The sequence below is a fragment of the Natranaerofaba carboxydovora genome (assembly GCF_022539405.1).
Taxonomy (GTDB): domain Bacteria; phylum Bacillota; class Natranaerobiia; order Natranaerobiales; family Natranaerofabaceae; genus Natranaerofaba; species Natranaerofaba carboxydovora.
This window is the reverse complement of record NZ_CP054394.1, coordinates 1,883,899-1,901,353: the sequence shown is the minus strand read 5'-3', so window position 1 is coordinate 1,901,353 and position 17,455 is coordinate 1,883,899. Positions and strand designations below refer to the sequence as shown.

19 protein-coding genes are annotated in these 17,455 nt (G+C 33.5%); 11 read left to right on the top strand and 8 right to left on the bottom strand.

All coding sequences use genetic code 11. From position 1 onward, the window contains the following. Positions 1-33: 33 nt before the first annotated feature. Both ACONDI_RS09100 and ACONDI_RS09095 read left to right on the top strand, forming a co-directional pair. Positions 34-990, top strand: a complete 957-nt coding sequence (locus ACONDI_RS09100) for a 3-hydroxyacyl-CoA dehydrogenase family protein (RefSeq protein WP_241078225.1) — start codon at positions 34-36, stop codon at positions 988-990. 179 nt (positions 991-1,169) lie between these two features. After that, positions 1,170-1,319, top strand: a complete 150-nt coding sequence (locus ACONDI_RS09095; protein ID WP_241078224.1) for a hypothetical protein — start codon at positions 1,170-1,172, stop codon at positions 1,317-1,319. 8 nt (positions 1,320-1,327) lie between these two features. Here ACONDI_RS09095 and ACONDI_RS09090 read toward each other — a convergent pair whose 3' ends face one another. Next, complete coding sequence (locus tag ACONDI_RS09090; protein ID WP_241078223.1) at positions 1,328-1,519, bottom strand: hypothetical protein; 192 nt, start codon at positions 1,517-1,519, stop codon at positions 1,328-1,330. A gap of 376 nt (positions 1,520-1,895) precedes the next feature. On the opposite strand from ACONDI_RS09090, the gene ACONDI_RS09085 reads away from it, so the two are divergent. Further along, positions 1,896-3,116, top strand: a complete 1,221-nt coding sequence (locus ACONDI_RS09085) for an IS110 family RNA-guided transposase (RefSeq protein ID WP_241078222.1) — start codon at positions 1,896-1,898, stop codon at positions 3,114-3,116. A 208-nt stretch (positions 3,117-3,324) separates the two neighbouring features. On the opposite strand, the gene ACONDI_RS09080 is transcribed toward ACONDI_RS09085, so the two are convergent. From ACONDI_RS09080 to ACONDI_RS09055, 6 genes are all read right to left on the bottom strand, one after another. Further along, positions 3,325-3,882, bottom strand: coding sequence for a hypothetical protein (locus tag ACONDI_RS09080; protein ID WP_241078221.1), 558 nt, complete (start codon positions 3,880-3,882; stop codon positions 3,325-3,327). Between the two features lie 29 nt (positions 3,883-3,911). Next, on the bottom strand, positions 3,912-4,271 hold the full coding sequence (locus tag ACONDI_RS09075; protein ID WP_241078220.1) for an alpha/beta fold hydrolase: 360 nt from the start codon (positions 4,269-4,271) through the stop codon (positions 3,912-3,914). Positions 4,272-4,726: 455 nt separating this feature from the next. Beyond that, positions 4,727-5,065: a chemotaxis protein CheW gene (locus ACONDI_RS09070; protein ID WP_241078219.1), complete on the bottom strand. Its 339-nt coding sequence runs from the start codon at positions 5,063-5,065 to the stop codon at positions 4,727-4,729. Between the two features lie 80 nt (positions 5,066-5,145). Then, positions 5,146-5,385, bottom strand: a complete 240-nt coding sequence (locus ACONDI_RS09065; protein ID WP_241078218.1) for a hypothetical protein — start codon at positions 5,383-5,385, stop codon at positions 5,146-5,148. 76 nt (positions 5,386-5,461) lie between these two features. Continuing rightward, positions 5,462-7,114 carry a methyl-accepting chemotaxis protein gene (locus ACONDI_RS09060; protein ID WP_241078217.1) on the bottom strand — a complete coding sequence of 551 codons (1,653 nt, stop codon included), beginning with the start codon at positions 7,112-7,114 and terminating at the stop codon, positions 5,462-5,464. Between the two features lie 238 nt (positions 7,115-7,352). After that, positions 7,353-7,718: an HD-GYP domain-containing protein gene (locus ACONDI_RS09055; RefSeq protein WP_338086495.1), complete on the bottom strand. Its 366-nt coding sequence runs from the start codon at positions 7,716-7,718 to the stop codon at positions 7,353-7,355. A 445-nt stretch (positions 7,719-8,163) separates the two neighbouring features. On the opposite strand from ACONDI_RS09055, the gene ACONDI_RS09050 reads away from it, so the two are divergent. Continuing rightward, positions 8,164-8,691, top strand: a complete 528-nt coding sequence (locus tag ACONDI_RS09050) for a sigma-70 family RNA polymerase sigma factor (protein WP_241078215.1) — start codon at positions 8,164-8,166, stop codon at positions 8,689-8,691. Next, positions 8,681-9,607 carry a hypothetical protein gene (locus tag ACONDI_RS09045; protein WP_241078214.1) on the top strand — a complete coding sequence of 309 codons (927 nt, stop codon included), beginning with the start codon at positions 8,681-8,683 and terminating at the stop codon, positions 9,605-9,607. The genes ACONDI_RS09050 and ACONDI_RS09045 overlap by 11 nt, the downstream gene beginning before the upstream one ends. 122 nt (positions 9,608-9,729) lie before the next feature. Here ACONDI_RS09045 and ACONDI_RS09040 read toward each other — a convergent pair whose 3' ends face one another. Then, the gene (locus ACONDI_RS09040) at positions 9,730-10,059 is read right to left on the bottom strand and encodes an HD-GYP domain-containing protein (protein ID WP_241078213.1); all 330 of its coding nucleotides are present in this window, start codon (positions 10,057-10,059) and stop codon (positions 9,730-9,732) included. A 445-nt stretch (positions 10,060-10,504) separates the two neighbouring features. Here ACONDI_RS09040 and ACONDI_RS09035 point away from each other — a divergent pair, with 445 nt between their 5' ends. From ACONDI_RS09035 to ACONDI_RS09010, 6 genes are all read left to right on the top strand, one after another. Next, positions 10,505-11,359, top strand: a complete 855-nt coding sequence (locus ACONDI_RS09035) for a metal ABC transporter permease (protein ID WP_241078212.1) — start codon at positions 10,505-10,507, stop codon at positions 11,357-11,359. A gap of 39 nt (positions 11,360-11,398) precedes the next feature. Further along, positions 11,399-12,337 (top strand): metal ABC transporter solute-binding protein, Zn/Mn family, encoded by a 939-nt coding sequence (locus tag ACONDI_RS09030; protein ID WP_241078211.1) that lies wholly within the window; start codon positions 11,399-11,401, stop codon positions 12,335-12,337. Between the two features lie 159 nt (positions 12,338-12,496). After that, positions 12,497-13,510 (top strand): HD-GYP domain-containing protein, encoded by a 1,014-nt coding sequence (locus ACONDI_RS09025; protein WP_241078210.1) that lies wholly within the window; start codon positions 12,497-12,499, stop codon positions 13,508-13,510. A 211-nt stretch (positions 13,511-13,721) separates the two neighbouring features. Then, a complete protein-coding gene (locus tag ACONDI_RS09020; RefSeq protein ID WP_241078209.1) occupies positions 13,722-14,678 on the top strand; it encodes a 3'-5' exoribonuclease YhaM family protein in 957 nt (318 codons plus the stop codon). After that, positions 14,656-16,878: a helix-hairpin-helix domain-containing protein gene (locus tag ACONDI_RS09015; protein ID WP_420848197.1), complete on the top strand. Its 2,223-nt coding sequence runs from the start codon at positions 14,656-14,658 to the stop codon at positions 16,876-16,878. Before ACONDI_RS09020 ends, ACONDI_RS09015 begins: the two co-directional genes overlap by 23 nt. Positions 16,879-16,897: 19 nt before the next feature. Further along, complete coding sequence (locus tag ACONDI_RS09010) at positions 16,898-17,446, top strand: VanZ family protein (RefSeq protein ID WP_241078207.1); 549 nt, start codon at positions 16,898-16,900, stop codon at positions 17,444-17,446. Positions 17,447-17,455: the final 9 nt, after the last annotated feature.

The window sequence follows — 17,455 nt, the reverse complement described above, 5'->3', positions numbered from 1 at the left end:
CTGTGTCTTCTTTAAAAGGGGTGAGACTTAAAGATGAATATAGAAAAAATTTCGTGTGTAGGAACAGGGGTTATAGGGGCAAGTTGGGCTACTAATTTTATAATAAAAGGTTGTTACGTCAATCTTTATGATGTTGGCGAAGAAGAGCTAGATAGAGCAATTTCTTTAGTTGACAATAATTTAGGATTTTTGGTTAAAAAAGAAGTCTTAACAGTTGAGGAAAAAGATTATGCCAAATCACTAATGAAAACTACTACCTCTTTAGAAGAAGCCGTGAAAGATGTGCATTTGATACAAGAAAGCGTTCCCGAAAAATATGAAATAAAACAGGAAATATTAAAAGAAGCGGATAGTTTTGCTCCTGAAGAGGCGATTTTTGCCAGCAGTACTTCAGGATTGTTGATTAGTGAAATTGCTAAGTATTCAAACAACCCTTTTAGATGTATTGGTGCTCATCCATATAATCCGCCCCACCTAATACCACTGGTTGAGATAACAAAAGGTGAAAAAAGTAGTCAAGAAACGATAGATAGAGCTTATGATTTCTACAAAAGTATAGATAAAGAGCCGATAGTCCTTCAAAAGGAAGTGCTTGGGTTTGTAGCAAACAGGTTATCTTTAGCTTTGTATAGGGAAGCAATTGAACTAATCATGAGAGGTGTGTGTTCAGTAGAGGACGTAGATAAGGCGGTAACTTTTGGGCCAGGTTTAAGATATGCAACTATGGGGCCTAGCCTCCTTTATCATTTAGGTGGGGGAGCTCATGGAATAAAAGGAATACTTCATCACATAGGTCCTTCGGTTGAAAAGTGGTGGGAAGACATGGCTACTTTTACCAAGATTCCTGATGGATTTCCTGAAATAGCACAGGAAGGTGTTAAAGAAGAGTTGAAAAATCGCTCTAAAGAGTTTGGTAATACAGAAGAAGAGGTTATAAAGTTTAGAGATGATATACTTATAGAACTGCTTAAAAATCACAAAAAAGTATAATTGAATTTAACAAATAGTAAGCGGCATAAACAGCAAGTAATTTTCTTTTATCTTGCTGTTTATGCTTATTGCGATTGAATAGATGGGGAGAATAAAGTGACAAAAAATGTATTAATATAGGAGTATAGATATTAATTACTAATATTTGTTTACCAATGTTGTTAAGGAGGGTATCAAAAATGAAAAAAGAAAGTAATGAAAAATTACTGTTAGAAGAAATTAAACAACTAAGAAATGAGATTGTAGAAATGGCCGATAAAAAATACATTAACGATCCTGAAATGATAAAAAAAAAGCCAGGAGGTAGATTTAAAATTAAATGTTTATAACCAAATTACTAGTGATGATCTTCATCTAAAAATTCTTGTAAATCTTCTCTAGCTTTTTGTAGCTTTTGTTTGGTAGTTAAAATGGAGGTCTTTTCTTCCTTCCGTAATCTATCTGCTTCTATAAATTCTTCAATTGATTTTAATGCTTTTGTTAACTTTTCTTTTTTTCTATAATTATCCTTACCATCAAACTGTTTCATAAGAAATGCCCCTGCTTATTCAATGGTTATATTTGATAGATTTTCTATACTTTAACAGCTCACCCCTCCCTTGTACAATATAGTTAGTTCCCGACATGCTATTGATAGTCAAAAGAATTCACTGATCTTTGACAACCACATAGGGATTTTGGCCTTAAGTAGCTAATATCTCTAATGAGGCAGGGGCTTCGATCACCTCCATGGGAAGTTAAGCTGTCCTGGTATAGAGAGTGGAGCCCCGCCCTCATAAGATTTCTCGAATGAGCACGTTGTGGATATAGCTTGCTGTATGCCTCGAGTAACGAGCAAGGTTGGGACTTGTGAGGTGCTGGGGACTGGCCCTGTCAATATTTTGTTAAAGAGAGGTATCTTTGTAATGTTTTTTGGCGGTATTGATATTGCAAAACATAAGCATGAAGTTTGCATCATTGATGCTGAAGGTAATTCAGTTCTTAGTATTAATATTCATAATAGAAAAAAGGGTGTAGATAAACTTCTTAGTAACTTTGAACGCTTAGGAATTACAACTGACAACTGCAAATTTTGCCTTGAAGCTACAGGCCACTACTGGCTTTCTCTTTACTATCATTTAACAGAATTGGGTTATGAGGTTCATGTGATTAATCCTATCCAATCTCATGCCATCAGAAACTTCTATATCAGAAAGACCAAAACAGATCTAAAAGATGCTTTTATCTTAGCTGATATGGTCCGTTTCGGGCGACTGCCGCAGTCTGAGCTTGCATCTGAAACTGTTATGAAACTTCAAACTCTATCCAGACACCGCTTTGATCTTGTTAGAAGTGTTGGCGATTTGAAAAACAAGGTACTAGCTATCTTAGACAGAGTTTTCCCAGAATACCCTGAGTGTTTTTCTGGTGTGTTTATCAACAGTTCTAAAAAGCTTTTACAAGAATTTTCTTCCCCTGAAGAACTAGCTGATGTGGATCTTTCAGAGTTAACAGAGTTCTTAAAGAAACATTCAAGGGGAAGGTTTGGCAGTGATAAAGCCCAGCAGGTTAAAGATCTAGCCAAGGGAACCTTTGGGATAAATCTGGCCGCTGATGCTTATGCTTTAGAGCTTAGGCTTCTTATGGAGCAAATTGAGTTTGTTGAAGACCAGATAAACACTATTGAAGAAGCCATAGATCAGGTCATGGAAGAGATGCGTCCTTCTGAAGATACTGAGTATCGCCATGTGTTAGAAACTGTGCCTGGTATTGGACCTACCCTTGCTGCTGCCATAATTGGTGAAGTTGGGGATATCCACAGATTCAAAAATGCCAAAGCCCTTGTAGCTTTTGCTGGTATTGATGCTAGTGTGTACGCTTCTGGAGAGTTTGAAGGTTCTAAAAACAAAATGTCCAAAAGAGGGTCCCCTGTTTTAAGGCATAGCTTGTGGATGGCAGCTGTATCAGCTAGGCGGTTTAATCCTGAACTTAAAGAGTTCTATGAAAAAAAGAAACAAGAAGGTAAGCATTCTAATGTTGCAACTGGTGCTGTGGCTCGAAAATTAGTACATATGATTTTCTCTTTGTGGAAAAACAATCGCCCTTATCAAAGTAACTACAAGTGGTCTCCAGATAATAATTCTTAGCCAAAATCCTTATGTGGTTGTCAAAGAACAACAGTGATCTTTGAAAAATCTTTGAAAAATTTATACTTGACTATTCATAGCACGTCTCTATTAAAAAATTTTTTTAGAATGTGTCCCACAAGCCATGTTATGTTAAAAAACTCAGGTTTTACCTGAGTTTTAATTATTAACGTATTAGTTCGAACAATATAATTTTGCCATAGAGCCATCATTCCAGTTTTAGAGAGCCTCTATGCTCATTTTTAGACCCATTTTCAATAAGTTCCCTACTTTTTTCTGCAATCAATTCTGGTTTATCAAGGTGAATATAATGCCATGCATCCAATATAAAATATTCCCCACCTGTTTCTTTTGCATAAGAAGTTAAACTTTTACTCCAGTATTCTTCTTCATTTTGATCAGAAATGAATACATGGAAGGGTACACCAGGTTTTCCCTGCTCAGAAACGACTTGAGTGTTATCTGGTAGAGAATCCACTTCTTCTTTCATGTTTTCTGTTTGAACACGGCGATAAAATATTGTTCTAGCAATTTCAGCTTCTTCTTCTGTCAAACGTCCTTTTTTCATAGCAGGGAAATTATCATTATAAACTTCTGGCTGATGCCTTACTAGACCAGTACTCATCAGTAAATCTATCACTAGTGAAAAGGAAATATCTTCTTTGGTCTGCTTCTGATAGTCTGGAACAAGAGGATCTAAGCCAACAATAGCTTCAACTTCTTTTGGAAATTGATTGCCCCAATATATTGCTTCTAAGCCAGCCATAGAATGTGGAAACAAAACATAGGGAGAATTTAACCAGAAAGTTCCAATGCGGCACGGGTTTCTTCTAAAACCGTATCAATATCTCTAGGACTTGAGGAAATATCACTCCAACCATATCCAGCCCTCTCTACTACGGCAATTCGGTAATCATTTGATAACTTATTGTAAAGCACTTTAAAGCCATATACTGGAGAGCTAGTTCCAAGCCCCGACATAAAAACAAGAGTTGTGTCTCCTTCCCCTTTGCCATAAACATGTAATTTATCGCCATCATCATTAATATCCACAAGAGTACCTGGTGCTGGATATTCTTCTTTTTCCTGTTCAATTAACTCTTTATGTTCAACATAGCTACTTTCAACTATAAACGCTGCAACCACTATTAACAAAAGTGGAATTCCCACCATAATCCATTTAACTATTTTTTTTCATATTTCTTTTCATCTCCTTCCTAATAACATTTAGTTAGAAGTTTATATTTAAAGACGCTAATAGGACTCAAATGAAGTGTTATAAATCCCCCAATAGATATTTCATTATTTTCCATCGATTTAATTATACCTTATTTGGCAATATTATTGAAGAGTTTAGAGTTAATAAAACTTTTAGCATATTTACATATGTTAATATGGTGTAAAAAATATTGTAGTTTAAAACTCACAGCGAAATGCTGTGAGTTTTATAAAATAATAATATTTATATTGTTTCATTAATTTCTTGGATCTCATTTGCCTTAAAAATTTTTTCAAAGTTCAGTATTACCAAAAGATCATCTTTTAGTTTTGCTATACCTTTAATATGCTCAAAGTTTATTCCAGTAAATCCTATTGATGAAATAGAAGTATTACATAGAAGTATCTACATCTTCATTAGCAATTCTAACTACATCTTTTGCCTCATCAACAATTATACCAATTTTAGCATCTCTTATATACATAGTTATAATTTTAGCTTGTTTGCTTTCTGATTCTTTAAGATCAAGCTTTTTCTTTAAACTAATAATTGGAATCACTTCACCTCTTAAGTTAATTATCCCTTCAAAATATTCAAATGAACTAGGTATTTTAGTTATAGGAAGCATCACTTCAATTGTTTGTACTTTTAGAATATCTATACCAAATATTTGTTTTTCGAGCTCAAAAACAATATACTGATGGTCTGTTAATATACTGTTCTCACTCATTCTTTTAAACCCTCACTTTCTTTCTTTTTTAGTATCAATTTTTTTGGGTGTTTCATAAAATAGTCATGATATATCTATTCTTAAATAATTCCGTATCTCTTAAAAACATTACGCAACCAGTTTGCACGCCCGACCTTTTCTTCAAAAATTTCACATGCCTTTCTATATGAATCCATTGAGACTTTCAGCTGGTAAAAACTACTTTTATCCTTCTCCTTCTTAATAACAGAATAATCTTTAATCTCATTTTCCTTTAAATGCATTATAAAATTATTTAGCTCTTCTTCACAAAGAAAAGTAACAAGATGTAACTTTTTCAAGACACCTCTCTCCTTTATTTTAACTTTGGTATTACCGGAGTAATGAAATTCATTTATACATTACTCCGGATGCCATTTAATAATCAAACTTTGATATTTCTTCTTGCATCTCTTCAGCCATTTTAGCCAAATCTTCGCTTGATTTGGCTATTTCTTCAAGCGAAGAGGTTTGTTCCTCTATTGAAGCCGAAGATTCTTCTGTGTTAGATGAATTTTCTTCAGCTATAGCCGCTAAACTTTGTATTTTCTCTACTATTTCATTTTTCTTTTGCATCATAGACCTTCCAGCTTCATTTAACTTTTCAATTACCTGCTTAGTTTCTTCAATTGCTTCAGTTATGCCCTCAAATTTTTCACCAGTTTCATTTATGACCTGGTTTTCACTATCTTTGATCTCATTCATTTTTTCCATAGTAGAGACAGCTTTATCTGTCTTGTCAGCTAAATTATTAATAACCTTTGTAATGTTAGCGGAATACTCATTGGATTTTTCGGCTAGCTTTCTTATCTCTTCAGCAACTACAGCAAAACCTTTGCCATGTTCTCCTGCCCTTGCTGCTTCAATTGAAGCATTCAAAGCTAACAAATTAGTTTGTTCTGCAATATCAGCTATTTGGCCACTTGCTTCTTCAATAGTTTTTGCACTTTGATTAGTTTCTTCAATTACCTCCTGTATTTCTTTAATAGATTTATTAGTTTCAACTGCCTTTTTATCTAAATCCTGCATTGCGGTTGATCCTTCTTTTTTAAGATTATCTACTTTGCTAATAGTTTCATTTAAGCTTTCAATATGACTTTGATCTTGTTCTATTAAAGAGCCAAGTTCTTCAGTTTTATTAGAAGTATCCTCTGTTTCTTCGGCCTGGGTAGAAGCTCCCTGGGAAATGTCATCAATAGCTTTTGACACCTCATTAGCAGCACCGGTATTTTCTTCAATACTGGCACTAAGTTCTTCAGAAAATGATGCAAGCTGTTCAACTTTTTGATTTATTCTTTTTATTAACCCAACTACATTTTCTTGCATTGTTGCTAAAGCATTAGTGATTTCACCTATTTCATCTTTTCTTTGTAAATATTTCTCGGCTTCACTATCTTCATTATAGGAAAAGTCATGATTTGAAAATCTATACAATATATCTTTTAAGTTATTAATAGGAACAGTGATATTACTATTTAGAAAGTAAACAGTAACTCCGCCAATAATTACCGAGATTATTGCCCCGATAACAATTATAATTCTAGTTCTTTCTTCTTGGGTTTCAATATCTGCCGCTAATTCTTCTTTTTGACTGTAAAAAATGTCTTCTGCATCATTAAAACTATTTCTTATTTGCTCAAGAGAGGGTTCTGTTTGATTTAAATAAATTTCTTCTGCTTTTTGTTGTCCTTTTTCGCTTGATAATCCATTTTCATATTCTTCACTTATCCTAACTATTTCTTCTGCTGATTCGTGTAGATTTGTATGAGGTTTTTCCATCTCAAGAAATACATCCTGCAACTCCTCTGGTGATTGTTCAAACTCTTTACTTTCTAAGAAGTCATAATATTCTTCTCCAAAGCTACATTGGGTTGGATCAAGCTCGCCTTGAAATTTTTCTTCATGAACAAAAGTAGCTATACCTAATCCATTGGCCCAGGCTAAATGATCAATTTCACTTTCCAAAAAAGTTATAACCGTTTCCATATTTTCGATTGCTTCTTCGTTTGTTCTTGAAACATTATCGAGCATATAATAGCTAATTCCAGTGATGGTTACCAGTAAGAACAACAAGATTCCAAAGCCTAATATTAACTGGTTACGTATGCTAAAATTAATTTTTGGCACCTCCTTGCAAGTTTTAAAGTATTTTATGAACAGCAAGGTGGAGTTGGTATGCAAAAACAACTCATAGTGTTACTAAAAATGCAAAAAATGCAAAATCAAATTTTATTTTAAATAAAAAACACCAAAGCTAAAAATATTGGTGTTAAAAATTAAACAAATCTTCCTTATAAATAACTTCATTCAAATTCTTATATTTTTGAAGTTTCAAAGCATAATCTAATAAATTATTGTCTAATACTAGCCCAATTAATTTTTCGTCCCATTGTTTTCCTTTATTTTGATCTAAAACATTTTTAACATCTTCTGTTATCATTCCTTTTCTATAAGGTCTATTGCTAAACATGGCATCTATACTGTCAGCTACACTTAATATCCTTGCCTCGATAGGAACTTCTTTTCCTTTTAGTCCTTCAGGATAACCTTTTCCATCCCATCTTTCATGGTGATAGCATATAATGTCTAAGAAAGGTGATACTGACTTCAGGTTATTCAAAATTTCGCCCCCAATCCTTAAGGGGTTCGGTTTTGAAGTTGAAAATCTAAAATCACAGAGTGGATCACAAAAAAGTAGTAGTTAAATTCGCATAATTTTAACTGCTACTTTTTACTGTTATGACAGGAATTTATTAAAATAATAACTTAAAAATCACAAATTTTTCACAAGATGATTCACAATAGAAATAAATATTTGTGACGTGAATCGTTTGTGATTTTTAGTGTGAAAATTTCGTTAAAAATTTAACATGGTATTGAAGAAGTTTCAACAAAGTAATATAAGACTTATCTGACATCTACCATCAACACCAAAATTGTCCACTTTTGTGTTAATCAGAAAACTTGGGGTACTTTTTGAGAAGGAAGTTATAAAATATTTCTTTTTAGTGAAACTTTTTGTTGTACTTATCTTGTCTAATTAGTGAAGTAAATTGGTAGCAAAGGAGGCTAAAATAAAATTGACAACTGAAATACAAGTTCAAAAAGCAGTTAAAGGAGATGAAGATAGTTTTGTAAACCTAATACAATCGAGAAAGGAAAAAATTTATCGCATAGCATTTTCATATGTAAAAAATAAAGAAGATGCTCTAGATGTAGTCCAAGAAGCAACATACAAGGCGTACATTTCACTAGATAAACTAAAGCAGCCAGAGTACTTCGATACTTGGCTTGTAAAAATTACTATCAATACTGCAGTGAATTATATTAAATCAAATAAGAAGTACGTTTTTATGGAGAACAAAGAAGTTAGAGATAGTCGGCATAACAAAGATGAGATAGTTGAGATGATAGACTTAAATAATGCTTTAGATGATTTAGAGCAAAAAGACAAAGAAATTATAATATTAAAGAGTTTTGAAGGTTTCAAGTTAAAGGAAATATCAGAAATTCTAGGTTATCCATTAAATACTGTTAAAACAAAATTTTATAGAGGCTTAAAGAAAATTAAAGATAATCTGGAAGGAGGCTATAATTGTGAAGGTTAAGCATAAGCTTCAGAATTTTAAAGAAGATTATTACAAAAGTATTGACATCCCTGAAGAGATTGATGACTGTATAATGAAAGGAGTTGAAAAAGGAATGCAAGAAAGAGCTAGAAAAAATTTCAAAAATAAGGTTAAAAAGATCAGTCTAGGTGTTGCCGCTTCAATTTTGTTACTTTTTACAGTTAGTGTTAATACAATGCCTGCTTTTGCAAATGCTATGCACGATATCCCAATAGCAGGACAGTTAGTGAGGGTACTAGATTTTAGTGAAGCACCCCAGGAAGGTGGCAAAATTACTGATGGAAGTGACGTAGAGTTTATTTCATTGGTCGAAAAGGACAACAAAGAGCACATAGTAATAAACTTTTCTCAGGACATTAAAGAAGAGGAGTTTGCAAGTCACTATGAAATTGATTACAATGAGTACCCATACACTTTAAATTTCAAAATTTCAGGTGTTAGAGAATTTTCTGCTGAAGATGAATTTGAAAAGATGAAGGACGGAAATATGATACAGGATATATATAGATTAATGACACTAGACGATTCTATGGTAAGATTTTCAATTACTATGGATAAGCCTTTCTCATATCAAGTGACAGAATATAAAGAGCCAGGACAGTTAGTTGTTACTTTAGAAGAAAAACCAGAAAGTAAAGAAGAAACTATATACTCGATTAGAAGTAAATCACATCCTTATGGTGAAAAAATTGGAATATTAGAAGAACAGCTATTTTCACTCGATACTAGAAGGATGTTAAAAGATGAAGATGAAGAATTTTTAATAGAAGTAGATTATTTCAATAGTAAAGAAAAAGCAGAAGATAAAAAGAATAGTTTAGCAGAAGAATACCCAGTAATTTCTGATTTTGTAATAGAAAAAAGAGGGACTAATGATATCCCCAAAAGCTATTAAGTAAATGGAGTTTTAAACAAGGTTGATACACATTATCCGATTTATGTGCCTTAAAGATAATTGCAGTTCTCTCATTTTTACTAGAGAGAACTGCAATTTTTTTAATGTGAAAAATTTGTTATTCACCATGTGAATTTTTTGTGATTTAGCTTGTGATTTTCAAATTTCAACTTTAAAATCGAACCCCTTACCCCAATCCTGGGGTGTTTTTTTATTAAATCGAACTCAGAGTCAGTAAGAGAGCTTTTTTTGTTTAAAACCGAATCCGGTACAGCTAGTTTCCCAAGGTCATGTAATAAAGCACTTGTTTTTAAAGCTTTTAGTTTTAAAGGTTTTAATCCAAATAAATTTGCTAGTTCAATAGAAAAATGGGCCACACGGTAACTGTGGGCTGCAGTATAGTTATCTTTTGATTGAATAGTCAGAAGAAAACCTTTTAGTACATTATGCAAGGGTTCTTTCTCTTTATTTAAACAGTCCTGATTAAATAATTTTTGTTTGAAAGGGGCAATTTTCTTTCGCTCCTTTACTTAAATTTGCTTGTAAGATATTCATAATTTATCTCCTGTGTTATGTATAACCATCTAATCGTGTTATTCAAAACGGCAAAACTGAAATTACAAATAAGCAACACAAGCTGAAACAACAAAAAATGGATTTAGATATTTAAAGAAAAACAATACAACGGTGTTTATAGGATACGTTAATTTAGATCTCTCACAAAAAGGCCAAAGATTGGTGCTGTGACAAGCACCAATCTTTTTGTTTTAGATAGAATATACTGAGCTTAATTTTAACCGCAAGCAACTTTTTTTCTTGCCTCTAATTTGTTCAAGAGGTGATAATTCAAAAAAACAAAGGAGGTAGTTGCATGAATGTCTTTGGAAGTGATCTAAAATGGATAACTTAAGCTTTTTCTTAGATGCTCTACAGTCTTACGGGTATTTGCAAAATGCTATGATTGCAGGAGTCTTAGTAGGTACAATTTGCGGGGTGATTGGGTGCTTTATCATCCTAAAGAGGATGGCTCTTATGGGGGATGCTATATCGCATGCAGTACTACCCGGGGTGGTTATAGCCTATATTTACGGTTTTAGTTTCTTTATTGGAGCGGTCATCACAGGAGTAATAACTTCTCTGGGTATAGGTTATATAGGCCAGGGTAGTAGGATAAAAGATGATTCAGCGATGGGGATAATGTTTACAGCAGCTTTTGCAGTTGGGATAGTGATGATTACAGCGCTGGATGGAAGTGAGGTTGATCTATGGCATATATTATTTGGCAATGTTCTTGCAGTTTCTACAGGTGAGCTATGGCTTATTGTAGGGGTTGGTATTTTTGTTCTTGCAAGTATATTTATCCTTTATAGGGAATTTGTAATAAGTACCTTTGACCCAGTTATGGCTAAAGCAATAGGTATACCAACTAATCTATTACACTATCTTTTTATGTTATTACTTTCATTTGTAATTGTAGCATCCCTTCAGACAGTAGGTATAGTTCTTGTGGTTGCAATGCTCATAACACCTGCTTCAACAGCTTATCTTCTAACGGATAGACTGTTTAATATGCTTGTTCTTTCGTCAGTGTTTGGGGTTATATCGTCTCTTATAGGTGTTTATTTTTCCTTTATTTATGATGTGGCTACAGGTGGAGCGATAGTTGTTGTTGCTTCAGTGATATTTTTTATCACCTTGCTAGTGGCTCCTAAACATGGAGTGCTTATTAGAAGTATTAAAAGAACTGCCTGATTAACTTTACATTTTTTCTAATGAAAGGGGTATGTATTTATGAAAGCGAGAAGTATTATGATTTTTTTAATTGTGATTAGTCTAAGTATCTTTGTCTATGGCTGCGGTAGCGAGGCTGAGCCTAGTGATGATAAAGCAGATAAAACAGAAAAAGAAGAGGCAGAAGGTGAGTTACAAATTGTAACTAGTATCTCAATAATTGCAGACATGACAGAGAATATAGTAGGGGATAGGGCAGAGGTAGAATATATTGTGCCAATTGGAGAAGAGCCTGAGGAATATGAGCCGGTTCCAAGTGATTTTCAAAAAGTAAGTGATGCTGACGTATTTTTTGTAAATGGATATAATATAGAAACATGGCTGGAAGATATGGTTGAAAATATTTCAGATGTCCCTATAGTACACGTAGCAGAAGATGGTCCTACAATTCCTTTAGCTGAAGGAGACAATATTCCAGATCCGCATCTATGGATGGATGTAGAGCTTGTGCAAGATTACTACGTTGAGAATATACTTGATAAGGTAAAAAATTTGGATCTTGATGGAAAAGACTATTATTTTGAAAATGCAGAAAAATACTTAGCAGAGTTAGAAGAACTAGATGAATGGATTAAAGAGAAAGTAGAAGAAGTTGACGAAGAAAATAGGTTCATTATTACCAGCGAAAATTGCTTCAAATATTATGGTGATGCTTACGGTTTTGAAACTGATGGAATCTGGGAACTAAACTCTCATGAAGAAGGGACCCCACAGCAAATATCAAGAATAGTAGATATAGTAAAAGATAATGAAGTCCCTGCAGTATTCGTAGAAACTACGGTTAACCCACAGTATATGGAGATGGTCGAAGATGAGACCGGGGTAGCTATTGCAGGGGAGGTATATTCTGATGCTATAGGTGTGGAAGGCAATGGAGCAGATTCATATATTGATAAAATGAAGCATAATACCAAGACCTTTGTAGAAGGGTTGAAATAACTAATTAAATCGTGACTGTAGTTATAGATTGACCCTCCCAAAAGTACTAAATTAATAAGCAAATAGATGTGATTTCCTTAAAAGTAATTTTAAATCAAACTATTTATTGTAAAATATAGTTAAGGAAATGTATGAACCTAAAGGGAGGGGGGTTCAATCTTGAAAAAGATAGAGAAGTATCATGTATCCGAAATTAAACCAGGTATGAAACTTGGTAAAGATATAGTAAAAAATGAAATCGTCCTTTATCCTAAGGACAATGTAATTACAGAAAAAGTAATTAATTTTATAAAGAATTGGGGTATTGAAGAAGTTTATGTTCAAAGAGAAGATGAAAATGTTATCCAGAATAGGGAGAGAAAAGAGCTAAAAGTAAAACACAGATATCAAAAAGCTGTTGAAAGAACTACTAAATTCATGGAAGGGTTAAAGCAGAAAGGTAGACTAGACATTAAAGAGGTTAATGAACTTGCAGAAGATTTATATAAATTTTCTACTGATCACTATCTGTTTATCAAATTAATGGACCAACTGCAGGGTAAAAACAGTTATCTTCTTCAGCACAGTGTTAATGTTGGTCTTTTTTCTTCACTCTTGGCAAGGTGGCTTAGGATGGATGAAGCACAAATTAAAGAAGTTGGTCTTACAGGTCTTTTGCATGATATAGGTAGAATCTACATTAGGCGAAAAGAATTAAAAGAATTTATGGAACATCCTTATTATGGTTATGATATTATAACAAAGAAAACAAGTTATGGTGATAATATTGCTAAAGGTGTGTATCAGCACCATGAAAGGGCTGATGGGAGCGGGTATCCAAGAAGTCTAAAAAGCAAAGCAATATGTAGTTATGCAAAAATTATTGCAGTTGTAGATACTTTTGATGAATACATCCTAGCAGCAAATATGGAGAAAAAATGTGCTTTTAAAGCTATTGAGATAATTAAAGAAAGTGCTTTTGACAAATTGGACCCACTTTCGGCTTTTACTTTTGGAGATAGAATGTTAGACCTGTTAGTGGGAGCAAAGGTAGTTTTAAATGATGAGAAAGTAGGGGAGGTAGTAATGGTTAATAGAGAAAAACCAACTTATTCACTAGTTAAAGTTGGCGATGAATTCATTGATTTAAGTAAGGAAACTTCTCTGAAAATATCTGAAGTATTGGCATTTTGATAAAAATTATAAAAAGGCAAGGTTATCCTTAGTAAAATAGGAATAGCCTTGCCTTTTTTGCTTTAAGATTTCATTTTTTTGGATGTTTTAAGTATTATTATGCTAGAACAAAAACTAGCAAAAATGATAAAATAAAAGAAAGTGTATGATTATATAAAGAAGCTCCTGGTGAACCAGGAGAAATTATTTTTTATCAGGAGGACAAAGACTTATGAAGGTAAAGCAGATTATGGATCAGGATTCTAACGAACTAATAAGTGATAATGTTTTTTTATTAACCAGAAAAGATAAAAAGCCTTTCAATAACAAACCAGGTGATTTTATGACTATGGAATTATCTGATGATAGCGGCAGGATTAAAGCCATTAAATGGGATGGTGCCGAAGAAGTATTTGATTTGGTAGAGGTCGGAGATATAGTAAGGGTTAAAGGAAAAACAAGTGAATATAATGGAGAAAAACAGATAATAGTTGATCAAATTGAAGCAGAAAAAGGTAATTATAATAAAGAGGAATTTATGCCTAAGGTACAAAATATTAATGAATTATTAGAAGCTTTTGATAGTTTAATAGATATTTTGAGAAAAGAATTAGATGAAAGCAAAAGTGCTTATTTAGAAATAATTGATAACTTTCTAGGCAGCAGCTACTATGAGGACTTTAAAATTTGGCCTGCTGCAATAAAATTTCATCATGAAAAGCTTGGTGGACTATTAATGCACACCTTAAATGTAGCAAGGCATGTTTATTTTTATTCGAAAAAAGAGCCAGGTGTTAACCAGGGGCTTGCAATTTTGGGGGCAATATTTCACGATATAGGAAAGATTGAAGAGTACTCCTTTGAAACTGGGGCGATAAAGCTTACAAAAAAAGGTATGTTGTTTGGGCATAAAGTACTAGGAATGGAGATTGTGAGAGAACTTTGTGAAAACACCTCAATATCCGACGAAGAAAAGGATTTGCTTCTTCATATTATAGCAAGTCATCATGGTAAAATTGAGTACGGTGCAATTACTCAGCCAAAGATACCTGAAGCTGTTCTTGTGCATCATGCTGACCTAATGGATGCTGAGTGTTATAAAGTGGTTGATGCTTTGCAAAATATTGATGAAGGTGAGTTTGGCTACTCTGACAAATATAAAGGATATGTATACAGAGCTGAAAATTAAGAAAGGTGGATATATTGTGGTAGATATAGTAGAACAGGTCTCAAAAGAACAGGACCTAAAAAAAGATAAAGTAAATAAAGTAGTTAAACTAATAAAAGAAGACGGCAATACGATACCATTTGTGGCAAGGTATAGAAAAAATGAAACAGGAAATATGTCAGAAGATGATATTAGAAATATAATAGAAAGATGGGAATACATTAATAATCTTGAGACAAGGAAAAAAGAAATAATCGAAACCCTGAAAAATAGAGAAAAGCTAACTCCTGAACTTGAGAGAGCTGTCAATCTGTCAAACACCCAGCACGAGCTAGAAGAGTTATACAAGCCATACAAACAAAAGAAAAAGACCCGGGGAATGAAAGCAGAGGAAAAAGGCCTTAGCCCTCTGGCAGATATTTTCTTAAAAGGTGAAATAACTACTGAAAATGAAGCACAAAAAGAGAGCGAAAGATTTTTGGAGGAAGAAAAAGGTGTAACATCCTACGAAGAAGCCCTCCAAGGGGCAAATGATATTATTGCAGAAAAAATAGCCCAAAAAAGTGAAAACAGAAAAGAAACAAAAGATATTTGTGAGAATCTAACCAAAATTAATGTAGAGTTAAAAGACAAAGAAAAAGACAAAAAAGGTGTTTATAAGGATTATTATGAATTTGGTGATAAGCTAATAAAACTTCCTTCCCATAGAATTATGGCGATTAATAGGGGTGAAAAAGAAGGGGTTCTAAAAGTCAAATACTCTTCGCCCGAACAAAAAGTTATTGACAGATTGTCAACAAGAGAAACAAAAGGTATTGAAGGGTACTCAAGACAAGTTATAGAAGAGGCCGTGGCTGACAGTGTCAAAAGATTAATTGTACCTTCGATTGAGCGAGAATTAAAAACATACAAGCTTGAAGAAGCAGAAGGACGGGCGATAAATATATTTTCCAAAAATCTTGAAAATCTCTTAATGAAACCTCCTATCAAGGGTAAGGTTATTATGGGGGTAGACCCTGCATACAAAACCGGGTGTAAGTTGGCTGTTATAGATAGTACCGGGGATGTTAAAGAAGTTGATGTTATCTACCCAACTAAACCTCACAGCAAAGTCAAAGAAGCAGAAAAGAAAGTATTAGATTTAATTAAAAATTATAATGTCAAGATTATAGCGATAGGTAATGGTACTGCTTCTAGGGAAACAGAAGAGTTTGTAGTAGGGGCAATATCTTCATATACAAAAGAAACCGGGGACGAGGATGTTCAGTATGCAATTGTAAGTGAAGACGGTGCAAGTGTATATTCTGCCTCAAAACTTGCCAGTGAAGAGTTCCCGGAATTAGATGTTCAGGAAAGAAGTGCTATCTCTATTGCAAGAAGGGTTTTGGACCCTCTAGCAGAATTAGTAAAAATAGATCCAGGCTCTATTGGAGTGGGACAGTATCAGCATGATGTCTCAAAGAAAAAGTTAGAAGAGACCCTTTCTTTTGTAGTAGAAAAAGTAGTTAACCAGGTAGGTGTAGATGTTAATACAGCTTCGGTTCACCTGCTAAAAAATATTTCTGGTCTAAATAAAAAAAGTGCAGAAAATATAGTTGAAAAAAGAACTGAATTACAGGGGTTTGACTCTAGAAAAGTATTAAAACAAGTAAAAGGGCTAGGTGACAAAACATTTGAGCAGTGTGCAGGTTTTTTAAGAATATTAAATGGTGAAAACTCGTTGGATAAAACAGCGATTCATCCGGAGTCTTATCATCTAGCGACTGAACTGTTAGATATCATGCAAGAAAAAGCAGAAAATATAGGTTCTAGTGAGCTTATAGAAAAAATCACTACCCTGGAAAATGACCAGGCAAAGATTGAAGAATTAGCAGATAAACTAGAAACAGATTATTTTACGCTAAAAGATATATTAAGTGCGTTTAAAAAGCCGCACTTTGATCCGAGGGATAAATTTGATAAGCCCAGATTAAAAAAAGATATTCTAAAGATTGAAGATCTAAAAGAAGGTATGGTGCTAGAAGGTGAGATAAAGAACGTTGTAGATTTTGGTGCTTTTGTGGATCTTGGTATAAAGGAAGATGGCTTAATTCACATTTCCAACTTGAGCGATAAATATATAGCACATCCATTTGAAGTGGTGTCCGTGGGTAATATTGTGCGAGTTGAAATCATTGATATAGACAAAGAACGAGGAAGGATTGGCCTAAGAAAAGTTTAGGAAGGAGCTTATTTTAAAAATGTATATTGGATTTGGCATAGATGCTGTAAGTTTCCTTGTAATAGCCTGCGCGGCTGCTTTAATATACAGTGGAATTTTGGCTTTAAAATATTTTATTAGAGGGCGGTTTTCATTTAGCCTGACAAATTTTATTTTAGAGATATTGATTATCACATCTTTAATAGCAGTGATTTTACTAACACTATCTCCAATACGAGGTTTGATGTTAGAGCCCGTATATATGTCGGTTAACTTGGTTCCTTTTGAAAATATTTTAGAGATGTTTCGATTCTCAACAAGAGAAACTATATTGAGGATGGTAGGGGGTAATATTGTTTTGTTTATGCCTCTTACCTTTTTTATGACTTTGCGCTTTCTAGGGAAGTTATCTGTTATCTGGGTAGTATTTATAGGGATCGGGCTTTCTACAACTATTGAATTAATACAGCTTTTTCACCCTTTGAGACAAACCAATATTGATGATGTTATGCTTAACAGCTTAGGAGTTTTTTTTGGTGTTATTAGCGGCCTAATTATAAGTAAAATCTTTGGAATTAGAAGTGAGTGAACAGAGGTG

Coding starts and splice junctions, on each gene's coding strand:
- ACONDI_RS09100 (WP_241078225.1), top strand. CDS start 34: ATGAATATAGAAAAAATTTCGTGTGTAGGAACAGGGGTTATAGGGGCA.
- ACONDI_RS09095 (WP_241078224.1), top strand. CDS start 1,170: ATGAAAAAAGAAAGTAATGAAAAATTACTGTTAGAAGAAATTAAACAA.
- ACONDI_RS09090 (WP_241078223.1), bottom strand. CDS start 1,519: ATGAAACAGTTTGATGGTAAGGATAATTATAGAAAAAAAGAAAAGTTA.
- ACONDI_RS09085 (WP_241078222.1), top strand. CDS start 1,896: ATGTTTTTTGGCGGTATTGATATTGCAAAACATAAGCATGAAGTTTGC.
- ACONDI_RS09080 (WP_241078221.1), bottom strand. CDS start 3,882: ATGGCTGGCTTAGAAGCAATATATTGGGGCAATCAATTTCCAAAAGAA.
- ACONDI_RS09070 (WP_241078219.1), bottom strand. CDS start 5,065: ATGAGTGAGAACAGTATATTAACAGACCATCAGTATATTGTTTTTGAG.
- ACONDI_RS09060 (WP_241078217.1), bottom strand. CDS start 7,114: ATGCTCGATAATGTTTCAAGAACAAACGAAGAAGCAATCGAAAATATG.
- ACONDI_RS09035 (WP_241078212.1), top strand. CDS start 10,505: ATGGATAACTTAAGCTTTTTCTTAGATGCTCTACAGTCTTACGGGTAT.
- ACONDI_RS09030 (WP_241078211.1), top strand. CDS start 11,399: ATGAAAGCGAGAAGTATTATGATTTTTTTAATTGTGATTAGTCTAAGT.
- ACONDI_RS09020 (WP_241078209.1), top strand. CDS start 13,722: ATGAAGGTAAAGCAGATTATGGATCAGGATTCTAACGAACTAATAAGT.
- ACONDI_RS09015 (WP_420848197.1), top strand. CDS start 14,656: ATGTATACAGAGCTGAAAATTAAGAAAGGTGGATATATTGTGGTAGAT.
- ACONDI_RS09010 (WP_241078207.1), top strand. CDS start 16,898: ATGTATATTGGATTTGGCATAGATGCTGTAAGTTTCCTTGTAATAGCC.